Annotated in this window: 22 protein-coding genes and 2 pseudogenes; 5 read left to right on the top strand and 19 right to left on the bottom strand. The window is 38.1% G+C overall.

Features of this window, described 5'->3' with window-relative positions:
• Positions 1-5: 5 nt before the first annotated feature.
• Positions 6-602 (bottom strand): YdcF family protein, encoded by a 597-nt coding sequence (locus AC1D7X_RS20865; RefSeq protein ID WP_495476037.1) that lies wholly within the window; start codon positions 600-602, stop codon positions 6-8.
• Positions 603-895: 293 nt separating this feature from the next.
• Entirely contained in the window at positions 896-1,192 is a 297-nt protein-coding gene (locus tag AC1D7X_RS20860; RefSeq protein WP_495476036.1) for a hypothetical protein, read from the bottom strand.
• 338 nt (positions 1,193-1,530) lie between these two features.
• Here AC1D7X_RS20860 and AC1D7X_RS20855 point away from each other — a divergent pair, with 338 nt between their 5' ends.
• A complete protein-coding gene (locus AC1D7X_RS20855) occupies positions 1,531-2,106 on the top strand; it encodes an IS110 family transposase (protein ID WP_495476035.1) in 576 nt (191 codons plus the stop codon).
• Positions 2,107-2,376: 270 nt separating this feature from the next.
• Positions 2,377-2,742: a transposase gene (locus tag AC1D7X_RS20850; protein WP_495476034.1), complete on the top strand. Its 366-nt coding sequence runs from the start codon at positions 2,377-2,379 to the stop codon at positions 2,740-2,742.
• A gap of 145 nt (positions 2,743-2,887) precedes the next feature.
• Here the strand turns inward: AC1D7X_RS20850 and AC1D7X_RS20845 are convergent, their stop codons facing one another.
• The 9 genes from AC1D7X_RS20845 to AC1D7X_RS20805 form a co-directional block, all read right to left on the bottom strand.
• Positions 2,888-3,334 carry an oxidoreductase gene (locus AC1D7X_RS20845; protein WP_495458162.1) on the bottom strand — a complete coding sequence of 149 codons (447 nt, stop codon included), beginning with the start codon at positions 3,332-3,334 and terminating at the stop codon, positions 2,888-2,890.
• Positions 3,335-3,550: 216 nt separating this feature from the next.
• A complete protein-coding gene (locus AC1D7X_RS20840; protein ID WP_495476033.1) occupies positions 3,551-4,063 on the bottom strand; it encodes a GNAT family N-acetyltransferase in 513 nt (170 codons plus the stop codon).
• Between the two features lie 262 nt (positions 4,064-4,325).
• Positions 4,326-4,766 (bottom strand): hypothetical protein, encoded by a 441-nt coding sequence (locus AC1D7X_RS20835; RefSeq protein ID WP_495476032.1) that lies wholly within the window; start codon positions 4,764-4,766, stop codon positions 4,326-4,328.
• A gap of 235 nt (positions 4,767-5,001) precedes the next feature.
• Positions 5,002-5,646, bottom strand: a complete 645-nt coding sequence (locus AC1D7X_RS20830) for a hypothetical protein (protein WP_495476031.1) — start codon at positions 5,644-5,646, stop codon at positions 5,002-5,004.
• 288 nt (positions 5,647-5,934) lie between these two features.
• On the bottom strand, positions 5,935-6,453 hold the full coding sequence (locus AC1D7X_RS20825; RefSeq protein WP_495476030.1) for a hypothetical protein: 519 nt from the start codon (positions 6,451-6,453) through the stop codon (positions 5,935-5,937).
• A gap of 295 nt (positions 6,454-6,748) precedes the next feature.
• Positions 6,749-7,204, bottom strand: coding sequence for a YhfM domain-containing protein (locus AC1D7X_RS20820; RefSeq protein WP_495476029.1), 456 nt, complete (start codon positions 7,202-7,204; stop codon positions 6,749-6,751).
• A gap of 743 nt (positions 7,205-7,947) precedes the next feature.
• Positions 7,948-8,493, bottom strand: coding sequence for a hypothetical protein (locus AC1D7X_RS20815; RefSeq protein ID WP_495476028.1), 546 nt, complete (start codon positions 8,491-8,493; stop codon positions 7,948-7,950).
• Positions 8,494-8,684: 191 nt separating this feature from the next.
• Complete coding sequence (locus AC1D7X_RS20810; protein WP_495476027.1) at positions 8,685-9,146, bottom strand: GNAT family N-acetyltransferase; 462 nt, start codon at positions 9,144-9,146, stop codon at positions 8,685-8,687.
• A gap of 1,441 nt (positions 9,147-10,587) precedes the next feature.
• A complete protein-coding gene (locus tag AC1D7X_RS20805; protein ID WP_495476026.1) occupies positions 10,588-10,998 on the bottom strand; it encodes a YhfM domain-containing protein in 411 nt (136 codons plus the stop codon).
• 271 nt (positions 10,999-11,269) lie between these two features.
• Here AC1D7X_RS20805 and AC1D7X_RS20800 point away from each other — a divergent pair.
• The 3 genes and pseudogenes from AC1D7X_RS20800 to AC1D7X_RS20790 form a co-directional block, all read left to right on the top strand.
• Positions 11,270-11,515, top strand: a pseudogene (locus AC1D7X_RS20800) (site-specific integrase); the annotation flags it as partial.
• 5 nt (positions 11,516-11,520) lie between these two features.
• On the top strand, positions 11,521-12,120 hold the full coding sequence (locus tag AC1D7X_RS20795; RefSeq protein ID WP_495476088.1) for a tyrosine-type recombinase/integrase: 600 nt from the start codon (positions 11,521-11,523) through the stop codon (positions 12,118-12,120).
• Positions 12,113-13,256, top strand: a pseudogene (locus tag AC1D7X_RS20790) (IS91 family transposase). Before AC1D7X_RS20795 ends, AC1D7X_RS20790 begins: the two are co-directional and overlap by 8 nt.
• Before the next feature lie 391 nt (positions 13,257-13,647).
• On the opposite strand, the gene AC1D7X_RS20785 reads toward AC1D7X_RS20790, so the two are convergent.
• From AC1D7X_RS20785 to AC1D7X_RS20750, 8 genes are all read right to left on the bottom strand, one after another.
• A complete protein-coding gene (locus AC1D7X_RS20785) occupies positions 13,648-14,454 on the bottom strand; it encodes a nucleotidyltransferase domain-containing protein (protein ID WP_495476025.1) in 807 nt (268 codons plus the stop codon).
• Between the two features lie 428 nt (positions 14,455-14,882).
• Complete coding sequence (locus tag AC1D7X_RS20780) at positions 14,883-15,716, bottom strand: alpha/beta fold hydrolase (protein ID WP_495476024.1); 834 nt, start codon at positions 15,714-15,716, stop codon at positions 14,883-14,885.
• Positions 15,717-16,078: 362 nt separating this feature from the next.
• Positions 16,079-16,579: a hypothetical protein gene (locus AC1D7X_RS20775; RefSeq protein WP_495476023.1), complete on the bottom strand. Its 501-nt coding sequence runs from the start codon at positions 16,577-16,579 to the stop codon at positions 16,079-16,081.
• Positions 16,580-16,825: 246 nt separating this feature from the next.
• Positions 16,826-17,188: a hypothetical protein gene (locus tag AC1D7X_RS20770; RefSeq protein ID WP_495476022.1), complete on the bottom strand. Its 363-nt coding sequence runs from the start codon at positions 17,186-17,188 to the stop codon at positions 16,826-16,828.
• 261 nt (positions 17,189-17,449) lie between these two features.
• A complete protein-coding gene (locus tag AC1D7X_RS20765; RefSeq protein WP_495476021.1) occupies positions 17,450-17,986 on the bottom strand; it encodes a hypothetical protein in 537 nt (178 codons plus the stop codon).
• Between the two features lie 225 nt (positions 17,987-18,211).
• The gene (locus tag AC1D7X_RS20760; protein ID WP_495476020.1) at positions 18,212-18,595 is read right to left on the bottom strand and encodes a hypothetical protein; all 384 of its coding nucleotides are present in this window, start codon (positions 18,593-18,595) and stop codon (positions 18,212-18,214) included.
• 744 nt (positions 18,596-19,339) lie between these two features.
• Positions 19,340-19,840 carry a hypothetical protein gene (locus tag AC1D7X_RS20755; protein ID WP_495476019.1) on the bottom strand — a complete coding sequence of 167 codons (501 nt, stop codon included), beginning with the start codon at positions 19,838-19,840 and terminating at the stop codon, positions 19,340-19,342.
• A gap of 52 nt (positions 19,841-19,892) precedes the next feature.
• Positions 19,893-20,075 (bottom strand): hypothetical protein (locus AC1D7X_RS20750; RefSeq protein WP_495476018.1); only part of this gene is annotated, 183 nt, incomplete at its 5' end.

Below are 20,075 nucleotides of genomic sequence, written 5' to 3'. Positions count from 1 at the left end.
TTCATTTACAATGCTATTTCATCATCTTTTAGTTGGCCTTCATTAATATAATGTATTAAACTCCTTATTTCTTTATCGGCCCTCTCTCTGATTGGACCTATATTCCACCAATTAAGTGGTAGTTCTACGTCAGTTCCAACCATTTCAAAATCTATCCAACTAGGCATATAAGTTTTGAGAGTAAGTAGACATCTCCTCAAATGACCAGAATCACTAACAGCAATTAATCTCTTAATTTTATGTAATCCAAGTGCTCGATCTAATACTAATATTGATGCCAAGACATTTTCTTTAGTATGATTTGAAATTGTTTCTATTACTACTGCTTCTTCTGGAATACCCTGTTCAATTGCATATTGTTTCATAGAGATTGCTTCAATTTCATCGCGTTGCCCCCATTTATCTCCTCCTGAAAATAAAATAATCGGAGCTCTTCCCTCTTTATATAATTGTATAGCCTTATTGGACCTATCTAAATTCCCATTGCCGAATACCATGATACAATTGCCCTTCAATTCTGATTCCATTCGACCACTAGGATACAATAGAGTTATCATTTGTTCTGGTGTTAATTCTTCAGGATTTATCTTGGAAATAAGCATTCATTATTCCTCCAATGTTCTGATTCTTATTGTTGGGATTTCTGATAACGTTGCGCATTTCTGACGTCCGAACGGCTTAAGCACCGTAGGTCCGGGTGGCTTCGCCACTTAGCCGATTGAATGTGTCGCCTGAATCCGCTTCCCAGATATTCTTCATAGCGACCGAGGAGCGAATGCGACGATGCAGGAATGTTTTGTTATCCGATGCATCCGACTTCCTCGAAATCCCATACAAAATATATCTTTTTCTCTCTTTTGTTTTATTACTTTTTTCTTTGATCCCTTTACTTTACTTATAAGAAGTTAGATATTATAGTAAAAACAACCATAATAATCATCATTGTAATGAAAAAGTAACCAAAAAGCCTTATTGGTTTTGGGAGTGATTTAAAATCAACCTTCTTTGGAGGTCCTCCCCCTTCTATTCTTTGTGCTTCTTCAATCATAGAATGTACTTGTGTTGTTTCTGCATCACTGTAATTGGTGTCAGATTGAGTTTCATGGTTTTCATTGTCATTTCCCATCTTATTCACCTCTATTTTTTTCTTATAATTTTTAATTTCCGGATATTTCGGATAACGTTCTTGCATTCTCGACGTCCGACGGAGTCGGATGTGTCCGGCTGAATCTGCTACCTGGCTTCTCAACTTCGGTCCGGACCGAGGGCGTAGCCCGAAGTGTGAATGCGTTGTTGGTATTCTCAGTTCATACCCGACTGGCTCGGGGATGAACTTTTTCTTTATACTGGAGAAAACACTGGGCTGAAAAACGCATGCTTTGTTGGGACATAGATCCCGTCACATAAAGTGTTTTATGCCCTCGCCTTTGGTTCATACCCCGATTCAGCTGGTTGGGCCTTTGAGCCCGTATCACCGTGCCAACCTGTGGAGATCAAAAGTGCTGGCCCCAGTGACATTAAGGAGGTTATATGAATACACCTGTTCTAAGTATCGATGTTGCTAAAGGTAAGAGTGTTGCCGCTGCCTTTCTTTCTTACCATGACTGTATGTACAATCCTTTTCCATTCTCTCATACCCATGACGACCTCAATCATCTCCTATCGATCTTGGAGGAGATGAAGCAAACCACAGGTCAGGAACCCAACGTTGTTTTAGAAGCTACTGGCAATTATTCTAAGCCTCTCGTTTCTTTCTTTTCTTCTCATGGCTATTCTGTCATTGTTCTGAATCCTTTACTTACTCATCAGCTGAAGCAAAAGGCGGTACGAAAGGTAAAAACTGACCCTATTGATGCCATTCGCATTGCTCATGTTTTCTACCTGCAATCTCCTGAACCTCAAGTCGAACTAAGCGATCCTGTCCAACAACTGCGTGTTATCTGTCGTCAATATCAGCATTGGACAGGCCTTTACGGTGAAGCACAACTTCATTTCCGTGCTGTCCTCGATCTTCTTTTCCCGGGATATGACAAGGCCTTTCACAAAGTCTGTAACCGTACTCTCTTGAATTATTATCTTGTTATTCAACCCCCAAAGAACTCTTAGATGTAGATCATGATGAGATCATTACAGTGCTTCTTTCCAACTGCAAAGGTCGAGCTTGGAATGAATCCAAACTAGAACAATTACTTATCATTGCTAATAATAGTCTTCCTGACCTTCATGCTATTCAGGCTCAGAAGATTGTTCTACTGCGCTATATTCAGCTGCTTAAGACCTATCAGGACTGTATGAATGATCTTTTAAAAACTATGGAGTCGATGGTCCTATCACCTTCTAAGAACGATTCCAGGGGTAGGACCACTAACAGCTGCCATGCTCATCGCTGAAATTGGGGATATAAAAAGGTCCCCATCCGTGAAACAGCTAACAGCTTTTGCCGGGCTTGACTCAACTGTTCACGAATCGGGAACCTTCAAATCCAAGAAAAATCGAATTTTAAACGGGGCTCTTCCTACCTTCGAACTGCCCTTTATCAGGCAACCGTTGCCGCCATTTCCAAGCAAATTCATGGTCCCAGAAATTCGATTCTCTTTCAATTTTATCAGCAAAAGCGCAATGAAGGCAAACCGGCAAAAGTCGCAATTGTTGCTACTTCTCATAAGCTTTTACGCATTATTTTTGGAATGTGGACGTCTGGTCAAGATTTTAAAACGGGTTGAGTTCACAGTTGGAAATTAATTTCCAATAAAACCTTCTCTACTGGGTAGGTTTATTTAGGTACGTCTTTGTTTCATCTATAAAAAGTATATTATAATGATAGAGTTGACTTTGATTAGCTGGTTTAGGTGATGTCCCTGCCTTCTTCGAATAACACAACAATACTTTATTGAATCCCTGCAGTTCCAAATGTCTCATTAATAATTTTTTCGTATTCTTCCCATTTAAAATAAAAAGGCCCTATATCAATAGCTTTATTGTCGGGTTCCAGTTTGAAATCACTCCATGTAATAAGTTCCCCTTCTCTCTCAATAAATACAGATATAAAGCCACATTCTTCATCTCCACACCAAGGACAGACTAGTATTGGGTACCTGTAGTACAAATATTCGTGAGTTTGATTTAATAAGAAATAATTAATTATTTGTCTTTGATGCTCTTCACTTCCCCACCCGAGGGACGGAACCATATCATGCTTTTTTAGCATTTGGTAAAGAGACCTACCATCAATTATCATGTCAGCAAATTTAGTATTTTTATTTCCTTCTTGTTCCGGATCAAGGCTATCATAACGACTTGAAGGTTTGATTTGTAATAGATTTATAGTTCTCATGTTCTCTCCTCTATTTCTTGCAGGGATTTCACATAACGTTTCGTGTTTCTGACGTCCAAACGGCTTAAGGACCGTAGGTCCGGGTGGCTTCGCCACTTAGCCGGTTGGATGTGTCGCCGGATTCCACTTCTCAGAAAATCCCTCTTGGCGACCAAGGAGCGAATGCGACGATGCTGAAAAATATTGTTATGCGTAGTTACCGTCTTCTTGAGCTACTTACATAACTTCTTCTTTTTTTCTCAATATAAAATACATTAAATTGTCCTTCAATTGGTGTTGTTTAATAAATCCCATCTTCTCTAAAAGCCTTTGTGATTTGATATTTTCAATTTCAGTGGTCGCTTCAATGTAATCCAGTTTCATTAATTTAAATCCAATTGGGATAATTTCATTTATCGCTTCTTGCATCAATCCTTTGCCCCAGTAATTCGGGGATAGATCTAAACCAATTTCAGCTCTTGATCCATCCTTGTCCGCAGTCCAACAATGAAATCCACATGTACCAATTAGTTCATTATTATCTTTACTAAAAAGCCCGTATCTACAGCCGGAATCATTGATATGAAAAGCAATAATTTCTTCAGCTTCACTTCTATCTTTACACACCTCGATATCCATGAATTTTGTGACATCAGGGTACGAAAAATGTCTGAATACTGATTCAACATCATCTAATGTTAGTTCTCTTATAAAAAGTCTTTTCGTTGTAATGACCGGAAATTCTATCATCAGTAATCGCCCTCTCACTTTGCTAATTATATTGTTTAGAACTTAATAGCACTTATGGTAATTTCGCATAACGTTCGCGTATTACCGACGTCCAAACGGCTTAAGGACCGTAGGTCCGGGTGGCTCTGCCACTTAGCTGGTTGGATGTGTCACCGGAGTTAACTTCTACGAAACTTCTTCCGGGTGACCAAGGGGGCGTAGCGACCGCTGTGGTAATGCAATGTTATGCGATGCCCCGTCTTCCTTGAAACGCTGGAATTCTTTATTTCATTTTACTCTTTAAGCTCTCATCAGATAATATAAAAAGTATTGAAAGGTCATTTATTGATTTGATTTGTACAAAGTTATCGCTATTAAGATCTTTATTGTTCCCTGTTACATAGATCTTTCCCTTGTTTATTGGATCACCTTGGTCATAAATAAATGAGACCTCATATTGGGTATAGCCCTTACGATATACATAAGAGTACATATAGTCATTAATACTCTCTTGAAAAAAATAATATTGTCCCTCTTCTGCAGTTTCTCGTGCTTTTGTTAACCATTGATTGAACTTGTCTGTATGTTCTCCTTCTACTTCATTCAACTTGTAACTGAAAACAGCATTCAAGGTGCTTTCTAGATCATTTCCGTGTTGTTCTTCTTGGGTTGAACATCCCGAAATTGCCAAAATAAAAGAAAAAAATATAAGAAAAATCCGCATAGTTCCACCTCCAAAAAGGGTCTATAAATGGGTTTTACGGGGTTTCGCATAACGTTGCGCATTTCTGACGTCCAAACGGCTTAAGGACCGAAGGTCCGGGAGGCTATGCCACTTAGCCGGTTGGATGTGTCGCCTGATTCCACTTCTCAGAAAATCCCTCCCGGCGACCAAGGAGCGTCAGCGACGAGGCTGAAAAACATTGTTATGTGATGTTACCGACTTCTATGAAATACCCTCATTTAACTGTGCTTGTACCAGATTGCTCTTGTAATTCTTGATCAATTGTCTCCGTGCGTAAAATTCCGCCATCATGATCGTATGCAATGATATCGAATTTTTTACCCTGTGCATCATCGATCAATACATAAAACAATTTGAAATGCCTATTGATTTCTACAATATCTGTCTGTCTCTCAAGTCCGGTTATATAGTCTTTTACAACAAGTCTGGATATATCAGGATTTAGGATAACCCCATAAATCATTGGAAATGGCGAGTCAAATTCAGTTCCTGTAGTACTTGGAAAATAAGAACTATAAAATGCTTCTCCTTTTGCTTCTTCCAGTGATAAATCTAATCTAACATTGGTTGCGCTAAAAGATCCTCCATATCCCCACTTCCAACCTTGGTCAGTTTTCTTTACAAACTCTGATGAAACTTGAATTCGTCCATCATTGATATTTCTTAAAAAGAAAACCATCATACCATTATTAACTGGCTGCTCATGAATAATGTAATTGACGTAATTATCTTCTCCTCTCGCCTTTTCAATAGCTTCTACAATGGATTTACTAGAATCATCTTCTCTCAAATATATATATCCGAGATAGGTACATAAACAGATTAGTAATAAAGCAATGATAACTAATATTTTTTTCAAAGTGACCTCCTGTATATGCTTAATAATTCCTATTTTCGGTAATTTCACATAACGTTCGCGCATTACCGACGTCCAAACGGCTTAAGGACCGAAGGTCCGGGAGGCTATGCCACTTAGCCGGTTGGATGTGTCACCCGATTTAACTTCTTCGAAATTTCCTCCTGGTGACCAAGGGAGCGTAGCGACCGCTGTGGTAATGCTAAGTTATGTGATGTCCACGTCTTCAGAGCACTACATCAAAATCATTAGTATTGACTTCTCACTTCTTCTCTTTACTCTTCTATCCTGTCATATTTCCCTTGATTCAACCTTTCTTCGCAAGTAAGACTCATTAAGACCCTTCTTACAAAACGAGAATTTCTCCCCAGTTATTCCTTGTATACGATCAATTATTTGACCAAGATGATAACCGGTATGCTCGACTAGATGATACAGCTGATGGATGTGTTCTTTATCAATTTTCAATTCCTTATTTATATACTCACTCATAATTGTCTTCCATTCTTGCAACTGATTCTCGAAAGCTACGATCAATTGTTCAGATGTTTGCCCATCTATTGGAAAATAACTCTCAAAATCAGGCTTTAATTCGTTATCTAAACTCTTAAGTCTTAAGCAGCTTCTTCGAATGTGTTCACACACATGTAACGCTATCCCTCCTATCGTATTACTATCGTGATAGGACTCTGACCATAAATCATGTTGGCTCAACCCTTTCATTACTTCTTTTAGTTTCATAAAATACAAGTCACACATTCTATGTAACGAAATCCTCAAAAAGAGATCTTCTATCTCGTCATTATTCATTCTTAGCACTCCCAGTTTTCCGATTTTATTCCTCTTGGTCCATGAATCCGCTCTGTTTGCATATATGTATTTAAGCTTCTTAACGGCGATTTCACATAACGTTGCGTATTCCTGACGTTCAAGCGGCTTAAGGACAGTAGGTCCGGGTGGCTTCGCTACTTAGCCGGTTGAATGTGTCGCCAGGAGGGATTCCACTTCTCTGGAATCCCTCCTGGCGACCAAGGAGCGTCAGTAACGCAGCAAGAATGCAATGTTATAAGATGTCCCCGCCTTCGAAGCAATATCTTACAAATAATCAGTCATTATAAATGATATCCCTTAAATCATTCGTTGATTTTTCAAGTATTCTGTAACCTTTTTCACTATTTGATGAACTTACAAGTAATCCATTACTTGCATCTTTATTCTTAGAAATGTTTAAATGAAATTCTTTTATAGTACGGTTATTAAAAGATATTCGTATTAGAAACATCACACCATAATCAAGACTTCCACTTAGTTTTTCTGAATTGTTAATTGCCTTTATAAATAAATTAATCGAGTGTTTATCGGTAATAGTCTTTTTTAGAAATGGTCTGTCATCCATTCCAATACAATCTTGAACGCATTCTAGGGTTATACTTTGTACATCTCTACTATTAATGGAGAAACTATTACCGAAAAAATACCATCCAATAAATACAAATGTAATACCGATTACTATTAGAATTACATTAGATCTTTTAATAATAATCATTCCTTCCATTATCATTACGGGGATTTCTTATAACGTTGCGCATCTGAGACGTGACCTGGCCTTAGATAGCTCTTATCTTAGGTGTGTTGTCTGAGATTACTTCCATGATTACTCACCTGACAACCAAAGGGCGAATGCCCCGAAGCGCAGATGCATTGTTATAAGATGTCCCCGACTTCGAAGGTATTACTAAACTGCTTTTCTGATCCTTGTCTCATTTCATGTACAATACATTAAGCCCTTCCATTGATCACTTCACGAAGATATTGATCTTAGTCTATATTTATCAAAAATTCTTTTATCGTAAAATATTGTGTATTCGTTATTTTCTTTAACTAATTTTGTGATATTAATTGGAATTCTTAAAGTTCTTACTCGATTACTTTGATTAATTATTGTCATTTCATTTTCACAAACCTTCTGAACGGTAACTACTTCATAAGTTGAAGATCGAAAAGAATTCCAAAACATTAATAAAACCACAATGATTATTAAAAAAATGATAATTCTCTTGTTTTCTTTAATCACGAGAATCTCCTTTCAATGATTCTGAACTTATCGCTTTTTGCCCACTTTTCGGGGATTTCTTATAACGTTTGCACATCTGCGACGCGATCCGGCCTTAGATAGCTCTTATCTTAGGTCGGATCATGTGTTGTCTGAGTTACTTCCATGTTAACCTTCTGACACCAAGAGACGAATGTCCCGCAGCGTAGATGTAATGTTAGTTGATGTTACCGACTTCATCGAATAGCAGATTATGTCTCAATTAGTTTCACATAAGTTCTTGTTGAATCTGGATAGTTGTCTACTATCTCCTCTTCTGAATCTTCTTCACTTGCTTCTACAATTTCAATCCCGTCAAAACATGCATTCTTCTTATACCATTCAATCAAATCCCCTAAGTTCATGGATTCATTTGCTTCTTGACCCTCATGATAAGAGACAACAGTTAGAGTAAATGCTGGAACAAGAGCATCTCCGTTTAAAAAGTAGTATAATTTCTTATTTTTATAATGCTTTTTTAGATATTCCTCAATGTTATCTTCTAGAAAAAGTAGCGCTTCTAGCAATCTTTCATTAGTGATCCTATTATGTTTAATTAATCTATTAAACCCATGAATATAACAATAATTTGCACTAGCTTCGAGTTTCATTAATTCAGGGTCATTAGAGAATAAGAATCTTGGATTCTGAACTATTGCGTTAATTTCTCTATATGCTTTCTGCGCATATCTATTTAAATACTCAAGCAAAATACCACCTTTACTTTCTCCGTTAGTTTTTTGCATCGGTAATTTCACATAACGTTGCGCACTCCTGACGTCCAAAGGGCCGGGTGGCTCAGCCACTTAGCTGGTTGGATGTGTCGCCTGAATCCGCTTCTCCGATATTCCTCTTGGGGTGACCAAGGAGCATCAGCGACGACGCAGGGATGTAATGTTAGCTGATGTCAACGGCCTCTTCGAGTAACCTAGCACAAGTTCTTTATAGTTTATTTTAACTTTAGTTTATATATAATCTCGCCATCTTGGTTCTCTTTATCTTGATTGACAAATCCTAATTTCTCGTAAAGCTTTCTAGCATGATCGTTACTTTTTTCGATTGTTAGAGAGATTACTTCGCATTGTCTGTGTATTTCCTGAATGAATTCTAATATTCTTTGAAGAGATTGTGTTCCTAATCCCATCCCTTGATATTCCTTGTCTATTTGAAAGCCACCGATCCAGTAATTATTCGTACTATTTGGTGTATATGAAAGATAGAAAAATCCGATTGCTTTATCATCCTTGAACAAAATATATGGATCAAAAGCCTCATCCCAAGGTTTTATATAAGCCCATGCTAAAGATTCGATAACAGAAGGAACAAACTTCTCTTGTGATTTGAGTAAAGATATCGAGAGAACTTCTTCCCAATTTTTTTTATTAATTGGTACTATGCCGATTAGATTCATTTTTTATATTCCTTTCGTTTTCGCATTACACAATTTTGTTGATTTCAGTTAACGTTTGGCATTCCTGACGTTCAACCAGCTTAATTGTCCGCAGGGAACGGGTCGTCAGACTTAGCTGGTTGAATGTGTCGCCTGAATAATCTCTTTCGAAATCCTTCTTGGCGATCAAGGGCGAATGCCCGCAGTAGGAATGTGGTGTTATCGGATGTATCTGACTCCTATGAATTTACTATCAGATTATTTACATATTTAATGTTATTTGACGTCTTTTAATTCTTTCATACTCTTGATGTCTTTGTTGTCTTTCATATCTTTGATGTCACTTGGCTTTGATTTATTCATCTTTATGTATTTCTATCTCTTCTTCGAAATGCATCTATGCTGATTTGAAATCTCGTTTTCTTTAGATCTTTCTCTTCTATTCTTATGCTTTTACCTTTTGTTCATTATTCCTTTCTGAATTTCACTATCATAGATTCTTTAACGCCCTTCATATGTTCCTATCCCAGATATTTCCGATAACGTTCGCACATTACCAACGTCCAATTGGCTTAAGCACCGCAGGTCCGGGTGGCTCAGCCACTTAGCCGATTGTGTGTGTCACCTGAATTAACTTCTTCGAAACTCCTCCTGGTGACCAAGGGAGCGTAGCGACCGCTGTGGTAATGTTAGGTTATGTATTCGTCTTCCTCGAATTATCCATCATTGATTCCATTAGAGGCATTGAATTTAAATGATATGAAAAATGAAATCCAATAGTGTAAAAGACCCGCGAACGAAGTTAATGAAATAGTTATTATTCTAATATGGATGCTCCAGATATCTTTGAAAGTAAAATATAAAGCCAAAAATGTTAAGCAATATAATGTGATACCAACTACAAATCTATAAACAGTCTTTATTATCAGTAGTTTATTGATCATAAGTGTCAATAAAGAGAAGAATAATACAAAAAATGAAGGAAGGAATATTAGAACACTCACACCATCAGTAAACAACGGGAATTCATTATCAACATAATTAGGCCAAAAATTAATTACTCCTATTAACGGAAATATAAGAGATATCACAATCCATATTCTGTATAAAGTCGTCAAATTATTAATCCCCCCAATTTAGGTTACATTATCGCATGAACATTCTGTACTTCTTAATTGAGTTAATTTTTAAGTTCGTGCTCTTTAGTTTGTTAGATTTGCATACCACATCTCCTTGAGCGGCTACGATTGTTTATATTATGTTTCATACGAATATTTCAGCATTCCTGACGTTCAAGCGGCTTAAGTGACCGTTGGGAACGGGTCGTCAGACTTAGCCGGTTGAATGTATCGCCTGATAAAACCCCCTTGGAAATTCTTCTTGGCGATCAAGGGCGAATACCCGTAGCAGGAATGTGTTGTTAGGTGATATGTCCCCTGCTTCCTGAAGTACTATCAGATTCCTACTTCTTTAATACATCTCTTAATTGATTTGCATATTTTATTGGAACCTCGTATCCCTGACTTGAATTTGATTGATCTACTAATAATCCATTCATCGATCTATCTGTTCCTAGGGACAAATGATAATTCTTTGTTGTTTTGTTAGAGTTAGTAATTGTCATATTGTATTCTGCAACGTAATTTAAGATACCTTCCATTTTTATTGCCTTATTAATTGCTTCTTCAAATATCTTAATAGATTGTGCATCATCCAAATACTTACTCTCGCATAATTCATCATTAGTAGTTTTAGGGCAATCAAGTCCTATAGAGACAACCGAACCATTTGAATCTGTATTATTGTTACATCCTGTAATAATAACTAAGAGCAGTAAAATGGCTACTAAATGTCTTGTATTAATATTTATCACCCTTTCCATTATTCTTTAAGGGGATTTTACCTAACGTTTGTGTGTTCCCGACGTCCCCCCTTAGATAGCTCTTATCTTAGGGGGATGGATGTGTCTGCCTGAATCCACTTCTCCGAATATCATCGGGTAGACCAAGGGGCGTTAGCCCCGCAGCGGAAACACATTGTTGAACTAAACCGCTACGCGGTAGCTTTTTAAATCCTACATTCCTTACTGCCATTTTACCACGCCTTCCTTTATTATCTAGTAAAAAAAGGAAGGTGTGTTATCTATGCAAGACTGGATTCAATCCATGACAGTTTCAATGGAGTTACGTGGGTTTGCCAAAAGTACTCAAAAAATTTACTTAGCTCATATGAAACGTTTCTATTCATTTTGTGGTAAGCCTCCTGCATCCGTTGGCTACGATGAAGTTCGAGCTTTTCTTCATCATGCCATTAAAACGAAGAAACTAAGTTCTGCCTACGTGAATTCTGCTTATGGCGCCATCAAGTTTTTTTACCAATCTGTGCTTTTTCGCGAATGGAATATGCTGCATGTTCCGAGAGTGAAGAAGAAAACCTTTCTCCCTACAGTTCTGACCTTTCAAGAAGTTTGCCAGATCCTCGATGCGACCCGCAATCTCAAGCACAGAGCCATTCTTACCACCATTTACTCGGCAGGTCTTCGTGTGAGCGAAGTGGCTCATCTGCAATTGACAGACATTCACAGTCCAGACATGCGCCTTTTGGTCGTCAAGCCAAAGGGGGTAAGGATCGTTACTCCATTTTATCCGACCATAATCTTCTGCTTCTTCGTCAATACTGGAAGGCTTACCGCCCCTCCCCTTGGCTTTTTCCAGGTGTCCCGGATACGAAGCCCATTTCAGTGCGGAGTATTCAATCTGTTTTTAAAGATTCATTACATGCTTCTGGGATAACTAAAAATGTATCGGTGCACACCTTACGTCACTGCTTTGCAACCCATCTATTAAATCGCGGTGCTAGTATTCTGCAGATCAAAGAACTCCTTGGTCATGCAGATATTCAAACCACTTCCATGTATCTTCATCTTACTCACGCCCAAGTTCTCGGGTTGAAAAGCCCTCTAGATCTTCCTTTTGGAGGTGATGACCTTGGTTGAGTTACAGCAGATTTTTTCAAGCTTCTCTGACGCTTTTCTCGCTACCCATCCCATTCATAGTGAAGGCATCAAGGTCATTCAGTCTATCCAAACGTGTAGAACTGCAGCGTTGGGTGGGCATGTCGACCAATGTCATTCTTGCGAAGCTCTGAAGGTGTCGTACAACTTCTGCCGCAATCGTAATTGTCCCAAATGTGGTAATTTGAAAAAAAGAGCAATGGGTTCTAGATCGAACTTCTGAGCTTTTGCCCGTTCCTTATTTCCACACTGTATTCACTGTTCCTCACACGTTGAATCCCTTATTTCTAGCTAACCCTAAACTCATGCACACTATTCTTTTTAAAGCTGCCTCTGAGACACTTTCTAAGTTAGCTTTGGACCCTAAGTTTCTTGGTGCACACATCGGAGTGACTATGATATTGCATACATGGGGTCAAAATTTGTCTTTTCATCCTCATGTCCACTGCATTGTACCTGGCGGTGGTCTTTCACCTTCTGGCTGTACTTTTATGCGCTCGAAGAAGAAGTTCTTTATTCCCGTGAGAATCCTCTCTAGGGTTTTTCGAGGTGAATTTCTTTATTTCTTGAAAAAGACTTATGCCGATCAGAAGCTGAGATTTACTGGAACCTCACTGCCCTACGCTGAAGAATCTTCATTTTTCACTTTATTAGATTCACTCTATGAACCGGATTGGGTCGTCTACTGTAAGAAACCGTTTAAAAGTTCCTTTCACGTCGTCAAATATTTAAGTCGCTATACGCACAAGACCGCGATTTACAATAATCGGATCCAATCCATGGACGATCGGACAGTAACCTTTCATTATCGGGATTACAAAGATGACGGGAAAGTGAAGCCAATGACACTGGATGCGATAGAGTTTATGCGGAGATTCATGATGCATGTGCTACCTTCTGGTTTTCAGAAAATTAGATATTATGGCTTTCTCAGCAACGCCAATCGAAAAACCAAACTGCTGACCTGCTTGCGTCTGACTCGAACGCCGATTAAACCCAAAGTAAAGCTGACGGCGAAGGATCATATATTGAAATTAACGGGTGTGGATATTTCACGTTGTCCCTCTTGTGGAGGGGTTTGGTGTCAGATTCTAACACTGGCTCCCGGTGGTGGATAGACACTTTGTAATTGCATACTTCTTGTTACGATGCCTGATCTGGGGAGGGGGGAGGTGTGTTTTCATACGACAAGATATTCCATTGACCCTAGAATTTTGGATAGCCGATCCTCCCATTTCATGCAACATCGGTATTGGAAGTAAATAACAAAGCCCATAAGCGGTAAGCTAGCAAATATTCGCGGCATCGTTCAACATGGATTTGCGCAATTGCCGCGGAGCTTTACTGCTCATATGATAGTCATTGAAGACCTTCATACTATGCTTATGAAGTTCTTTTTTTCGGGCAACTGCGCAACCAATCCAGAGTGTTAGACGATGCTTATAGTTGTGAGGCTTGCCGAACACCTAATGCAGTGACGTCCCGACGGGCTTAGGGGGCTGGATGTGGTCACTCGCTTCTCAGAGTGATCCCGAGCGTCAATATGTTGTTAGCCAAAGGAAGTTCTGGAAGCGCCATTGTATTTAAGGCATTCTCAAAATAGCTATATACTTCATCTGCAATTCCCAGAAACTCTTCAACAAGTACATGACTATCCAAGTAACAAGCATACAGATAATCAACTAAAGCGGAGTCAATCTCGCAATAGTCTAATATGGCATTCTTCATCTTAATAATGTCATCTTGCCATACACCTGTATCTACTAAAACCAAAGAGTATAATGCACGAATTAATCTCTTAGAATAACCTTTAATATATCTAGTTTTCATTGTGTTATCACTAGCATTAGAAAGTAAACTATGTATACGATCTACTTCCTGCTTGGTCTCTGTATTTAAGTCTAAAATGAACTCTGGAGAAGTAATTATCGGTGGCACTTTTTCACCAACGTCATGACCATGTATGCAAACACAAATTATCTTAATCCAAAAACCCCACTCATTCGGTTTACTTAATACATCATCAATCGAGCAAATTATCGTATCAATCTTAGTTACTTCTGGATATTCTTCCAAAAGCTTGTCTTTAATATTTGACAATCTTTCGTAATCAATATCTTTGGGATTTACACATACAATAGTAAAGTCTGCATCTGACTTAAAAGGTTTAGCAGTTCCTTTTGGAATCGAGCCACACATATAAATGCTATGAATCTTACCTTTAAATTCGGTAAGTATATTATCTATATACTTATCAACAAAATCCTTATATTCACTTTGTATTACAATTCTATTTATAACTTTTTCTAATATCATATAGACTCCTCCTAAACATGTAAGAACTTCTTTCGGCTAACGTTCTTGAATTCTCGACGTCCGACGGAGTAGGATGTGTCCGGCTGAATCTGCTACCTGGCTTCTCAACTTCGGACCTTCATATGCCATTATGCGATCTTGACTTTCATATGCCCTTATCCGATCTTGACCTTAGATGCTTCTGGCTTTGAGGGTTTACCCATATGTTCTTGACCTAGGAAGTTTCGGCTAACGTTTCGCATTCCTGACGTTCAAGCAGCTTAAGGACCGTAGGTCCGGGTCGTCAGACTTAGCTGGTTGAATGTGTCGCCTGAATAATCCCCTAGGAAATCCTTCTTGGCGATCAAGGGCGAATGCCCACAGTAGGAATGCTTTGTTAGCCGAAGTCATTGACTTCCCTGAGCTACCTTCAAAAAACAAATAACCTGTCAGTCCATTTCTAGAAAAACTCTACTTAACCATTCTTTTACTGTCTCTGTAAACAGAGTAGGCTGTTCGATTTGCAGATTATGACCAGCTCTATCAAATAAAACAAAGGATGCCCTAGGATACATTTCAATAATCTTCCATAAGCCTTGGTAACCTACAATTGAATCTTGCCTTCCTGTCAACATAAGTGTAGGTTTCATGTACGGGTTTTCAAGGGCGTCCACAATAAAACTAAAAGAAACATGCTGCCCTAGATAGGTGCCCAAGAATGATTGGTCGGCAATTTTTAGACCTGGAAGGATTTCTTCATTAAACCGTTCCCATACTTGCTTGCTTTGTAATGCATTGATTCCTTCACTCACGAAATAATTTCTATCCTCTTCTGATAGACTGTTCAAAAGAAGTTCATCTTTATCAAACACCTGAAAATGTGCCGCATTCTCTTTATGTGTTTCTTGTTCTGCAAGAGGACAGATTAACAGAAGTCCATCAACAATCGTAGGACGTTTATTAATGATTCCTCTAGCTAAGTAGCCCCCATAGGATTCTCCTGCTATAACAAACCTCTGATTAGGAATAACAGCATCAATAAACTCAAGAACCAAATCAAGCATTTGATCAGAACCAGTAATCCATTGTTCTCCTTTGGTCTTTCCCATTCCAGGTAAATCAAAATAAATACGCTTCCAAGGTGTATTTATGGTTTCGAAGATAGGTTCCATGCACCCTTTCATCAGTCTGTGGTCCGGACCCCATCCATGAATCATAACAATCGGCGTACCTTCACCATGAACTTCATAATAAATATTTACATCCCTAACTGTACATTGCATATCGCTTTCTCTCCTTTGTGAGATTCATCTGCTCCAACTAACTCGCAATGAATAATTACCATTTTGTATCAATTATTAATTCGTTGGTTTGGATCTTGGCATTACTGAGTCCATTACGAACCATAGGACTCCTACATTACGTTATCTTTTTTTGTTTTTCAACAATCTATGATTTCGGCTAACGTTTGGCATTTCTGACGTTCAAGCGGCTTAAGGACCGTAGGTCCGGGTCGTCAGACTTAGCCGGTTGAATGTGTCGCCTGAATAATCTTCTTCGATATCCCTCTTGGCGACCAAGGAGCGCCAGCGACGAAGCAAAAATGCATTGTTAGGCGATGCGACTTTGTGATACTTCCAAAATATTATTTATATTTTAAATTCCATTGATTTGACCATTTTGGATAAGATATTCCAGTGAATTCTTCGAGTGTTTTCCCATCAATTGTGTAAACCAAGCCCATATGTAATTCATCGTAATCAGGAAAACTATATCCTCCTACAACTTCATTGTCTGCTTCCATCAGAAAAATAATGGTTTGTTTTTTTCTATTATCATTCTCATTATCTAAGGGGTGGTTTTTAACAATGAACTTACTTGTAGTTATTCTCTTGCCTACATAAGAGATAGGATCAACGCTTTGAACACTCCAGTATTGTAAATAAGGCATTTCCGTTAGCAGCTTTTTATCTAATAAATATTCAGAAACAATTCCTTCATTACTAGTTATTAAATAGCCCTTATCGGTAATAAAACGTTCTGCTTTGCTATATTCCCTTTTTGAACTTTCACTAATTAGATTATTACTGCATCCAAATAAGATGATCAAGAATAAAGAAACTATGATTATCCTTAATTTTTTCATTGGTTGCTCTCCTTTCATTCATCCTTCGGTCGTTTCGCCTAACGTTCCTGTATCCACGACGTCTCACCGACTTAAGGCTCCGGAGCCGGCCGCGACGCGGTTAGTCGGTGCAGATGTGTCCGCCTGATTCCACTTCTCCGCTTCCCCCATCAGGCTCCGAAGCGTGGATATATTGTTATCCGATGCCTCCGGCTTCGTAGGATTACTTTCAAATCTATATTTCACAAAATCATTTTATAATTTTTATTAATTCTGGACTTTAATTAGATATTGGTTTAGCTCGTCTATGTTATCTGTTCTGTAAACTTCTCTTTCTGTGTCATATACAATGTATTCTGGCATTTCTTTTATCTCGTATAGCTTCATTTCCTCATTACTTGGTGTTCCGTTTTGATAATATCCAGTTAGAATTTTTATATTTTGGTCAAACACTTGTTGGAAGTCTAAATTTTGTTTATCAGTAGATCCTAATGCAATAATATAATATTTCCCTTCCTCATCGGAAAGCATAGTCGATGGAATCAATGAAGGAATGGATTTAATATTTGAAGCCTCGCATCCTGAAAGTATAATTAATCCTATAATACAAATTATTTGAATTATCTTCATATAATCCATCCTTTTTATTAAGGAATATATTTCATCTTGTTGACTATTTTTTTATATCTCGGAGGTTTCGGATAACGTTTCGCATTTCTGACGTTCAAGCGGCTTAAGGACCGAAGGTCCGGGTCGTCAGACTTAGCCGGTTGGATGTGTCGCCTGATTCCACTTCTCTGAAATCCCTCTTGGCGAGCAAGGAGCGTCAGCGACGAAGTAGAAATGCTCTGTTATGCGATGCTGCTGACTACTAGATATACCTTCAAATCATTAATTTCTCCATGACTTTATTTGTTTATTTTCTGTGTCGTACCCCTTTACATCTATAAAAGTTGTCATTAAGTTTGGCTCTTGCTCCACTTGGTATATATCTGGAACTTTATAAATGAATGTATTATTTACTGCAGGCACTTCTCGTATCTCACCATTTTTAAACTCAATTTGAAATTTACATATTGGCATTTCAGAGTATAGTGCCCCCCAGATAAAGTTTCCTTTGTTTTCTTTGTGCTCCACTCTCACCAAAAATGCTGGTCCATTCTGTGATTGTGATCTCCAACCGGAACTTTGACTATCATTTCTGTAATAATATCGTCCGTACTTCTTATGAAATACACCAAAAACATATTGCTCATTATCGTTATAGACTACTAACTGGTTTGTCATGTCTTTATTGACTACTTCTATTTTTGACTTCCACTCTGATTGAACCGCTTTCTCTACTGTGCTATACCCTCGAATATCATTCCAAAAAAAGAAAAGCCCAATTACTAGTATAGATGCACATGCAATTATAATCTTCTTCATGATTCACCTCTTAACAATTGATATTCAGCAGTTTCGCATAACGTTCGCGCATTACCGACGTCCAAACGGCTTAAGGACCGTAGGTCCGGGTGGCTCTGCCACTTAGCTGGTTGGATGTGTCACCTGAATTAACTTCCACGAATCTACCTCTTGGTGACCTAGGGAGCTTAGCGACCGCTGTGGTAATGTAATGTTATGTGATGTACTCGACCTCATAGCATCTACTTACAATATCTCATTAACATTTATTTCAATGATTTTATAGTCACTCAAATCTAAAAAAGCCCCTAAATCAAAAAGAAAATACTTTATTTCATCATATCTTTTACTTTTTCGAATGGTAAGAAATTTCAAAAATATACGATCTCCAACAATCATTAGATCTTCCATTTTGAATGCTTTAATTCTTCTGTCTTCTCCCCAAGTCCACCCCTTACTAAACCCAGGTATCAAGTTACTATCAGATTCATCTATTTCTTTATTTACAATTACTTCAACACTAAAAACAGTCCCCTTCTTATGTATAAAATTAGGGGCCTGATAGTAATTTAATATTCCAGTCCATTCAAATTGATCATTAGTATAGTAATCGAAATTATCAGTTGTCATACTATTTCTCCTATTATTAAAAATATAATCATTTAAGGATATTAAACCAATTTCGAGTATTTCACATAACTTTGCGCATTTCTGACGTCCGAACGGCTTAAGGACCGTAGGTCCGGGTGGCTTTGCCACTTAGCCGGTTGGATGTGTCGCCTGATTCCACTTCTCCGAAATACCTCTTGGCGACCAAGGAGCGTCAGCGACGACGTAGAAATGCTTTGTTATGTGAAGTACATAACATCCTTGAAATACTATCCGTTCTGCGTTTGATATTTTCATTTCTTCTTGTTCATTTTTGTTTTCATTTTAAATTTACTTTTTATCTTTATTAATCGATTCCAAATCTTTTTCTATTCTTCTTAAGGATTCTCTTGTGTCTGAATAGTTCTTGGATTTACGCTTTACCAGTTTATAGATCCAAAATATTATCAATACAAGAAGTGCAACGTTAATAAAAGGCCACAACATTGATATCCATACAAAGTTCATATTATTCATTTCTCCCTTCCGATTTTAATTGCTTTTGATTTTTTTGCACTATCATTTACCTTTTAGGTATTTCACATAACGTTCGCGCATTCCTGACGTTCAAGCGGCTTAAGTGACCGAAGGGAATGGGTCGTCAGACTTAGCCGGTTGGATGTGTCGCCTGATTCCACTTCCCGATATCCCTCTTGGCGACCAAGAAGCGAACGCGACGATGCAGGAATGCATTGTTATACGACGATTCGGGCTTCTTCGAAAATGCTACAAAATTCTATTGAATTCTACTTCTTTGCATATGATAAAAGACTTCCCCATAATTGTTGCTATAGATTTTTCAAGTTTTAGATCGAATTTCATCACAGATGGATTGAGTTGATTTATCTCTAATACCTTTTTATAAATAGTAATAATCGACTCAGGACCTTTGGCTAAAAGCCCTTGGTCTTGCTTAAGTAACCATTCAAGATCTCCATTAAAATAGTGTTGAAAATCAATCCATTTATCGGTTGCCTTCTGATGCTGTACTAGTAATTCTCCTATGATCTTAAACACATCTTTTGACTCGCCTTTGAAATACAATTCATGAGTTGGTTCAAGATACTCTAGTAATAATGGATGGTTTGTTTCAAGTTCTATATCTTCAAAGAAATCTAATGTAATCTTATAATCCCTGACTTGTTTATACTCAACTTCCCACTTTTGAACAACAGTTTCGGTGAAGTATAAAAAAACATGGAACTCAACAATTAGATCTTCATTCATTTCTTTTATGATAATTGGACGAAGATAGACATCATCTTCAAATATTGCATCTCTATACTCCGTTTGAAATTTCTGAAAAATAGTACTTCACCTTCTTTCCCGAATTGTCGTATAACGTTGCGCATTTCTGACGTCCAAACGGCTTAAGGACCGTAGGTCCGGGTGGCTCTGCCACTTGGCCGGTTGGATGTGTCGCCTGATTCCACTTCTTCGAAATACCTCTTGGCGACCTAGG

It is taken from the genome of Paenibacillus sp. Y568, assembly GCF_059445545.1.
The sequence above is the reverse complement of the archived record's forward strand: the minus strand, read 5'-3'. Positions and strand labels throughout refer to the sequence as shown.

Coding starts and splice junctions, on each gene's coding strand:
- AC1D7X_RS20865 (WP_495476037.1), bottom strand. CDS start 602: ATGCTTATTTCCAAGATAAATCCTGAAGAATTAACACCAGAACAAATG.
- AC1D7X_RS20860 (WP_495476036.1), bottom strand. CDS start 1,192: ATGCAAGAACGTTATCCGAAATATCCGGAAATTAAAAATTATAAGAAA.
- AC1D7X_RS20855 (WP_495476035.1), top strand. CDS start 1,531: ATGAATACACCTGTTCTAAGTATCGATGTTGCTAAAGGTAAGAGTGTT.
- AC1D7X_RS20850 (WP_495476034.1), top strand. CDS start 2,377: ATGCTCATCGCTGAAATTGGGGATATAAAAAGGTCCCCATCCGTGAAA.
- AC1D7X_RS20845 (WP_495458162.1), bottom strand. CDS start 3,334: ATGAGAACTATAAATCTATTACAAATCAAACCTTCAAGTCGTTATGAT.
- AC1D7X_RS20840 (WP_495476033.1), bottom strand. CDS start 4,063: ATGATAGAATTTCCGGTCATTACAACGAAAAGACTTTTTATAAGAGAA.
- AC1D7X_RS20835 (WP_495476032.1), bottom strand. CDS start 4,766: ATGCGGATTTTTCTTATATTTTTTTCTTTTATTTTGGCAATTTCGGGA.
- AC1D7X_RS20825 (WP_495476030.1), bottom strand. CDS start 6,453: ATGAATAATGACGAGATAGAAGATCTCTTTTTGAGGATTTCGTTACAT.
- AC1D7X_RS20820 (WP_495476029.1), bottom strand. CDS start 7,204: ATGATAATGGAAGGAATGATTATTATTAAAAGATCTAATGTAATTCTA.
- AC1D7X_RS20810 (WP_495476027.1), bottom strand. CDS start 9,146: ATGAATCTAATCGGCATAGTACCAATTAATAAAAAAAATTGGGAAGAA.
- AC1D7X_RS20795 (WP_495476088.1), top strand. CDS start 11,521: ATGGAATATGCTGCATGTTCCGAGAGTGAAGAAGAAAACCTTTCTCCC.
- AC1D7X_RS20785 (WP_495476025.1), bottom strand. CDS start 14,454: ATGATATTAGAAAAAGTTATAAATAGAATTGTAATACAAAGTGAATAT.
- AC1D7X_RS20780 (WP_495476024.1), bottom strand. CDS start 15,716: ATGCAATGTACAGTTAGGGATGTAAATATTTATTATGAAGTTCATGGT.
- AC1D7X_RS20775 (WP_495476023.1), bottom strand. CDS start 16,579: ATGAAAAAATTAAGGATAATCATAGTTTCTTTATTCTTGATCATCTTA.
- AC1D7X_RS20770 (WP_495476022.1), bottom strand. CDS start 17,188: ATGAAGATAATTCAAATAATTTGTATTATAGGATTAATTATACTTTCA.
- AC1D7X_RS20765 (WP_495476021.1), bottom strand. CDS start 17,986: ATGAAGAAGATTATAATTGCATGTGCATCTATACTAGTAATTGGGCTT.
- AC1D7X_RS20760 (WP_495476020.1), bottom strand. CDS start 18,595: ATGACAACTGATAATTTCGATTACTATACTAATGATCAATTTGAATGG.
- AC1D7X_RS20755 (WP_495476019.1), bottom strand. CDS start 19,840: ATGAATGAAGATCTAATTGTTGAGTTCCATGTTTTTTTATACTTCACC.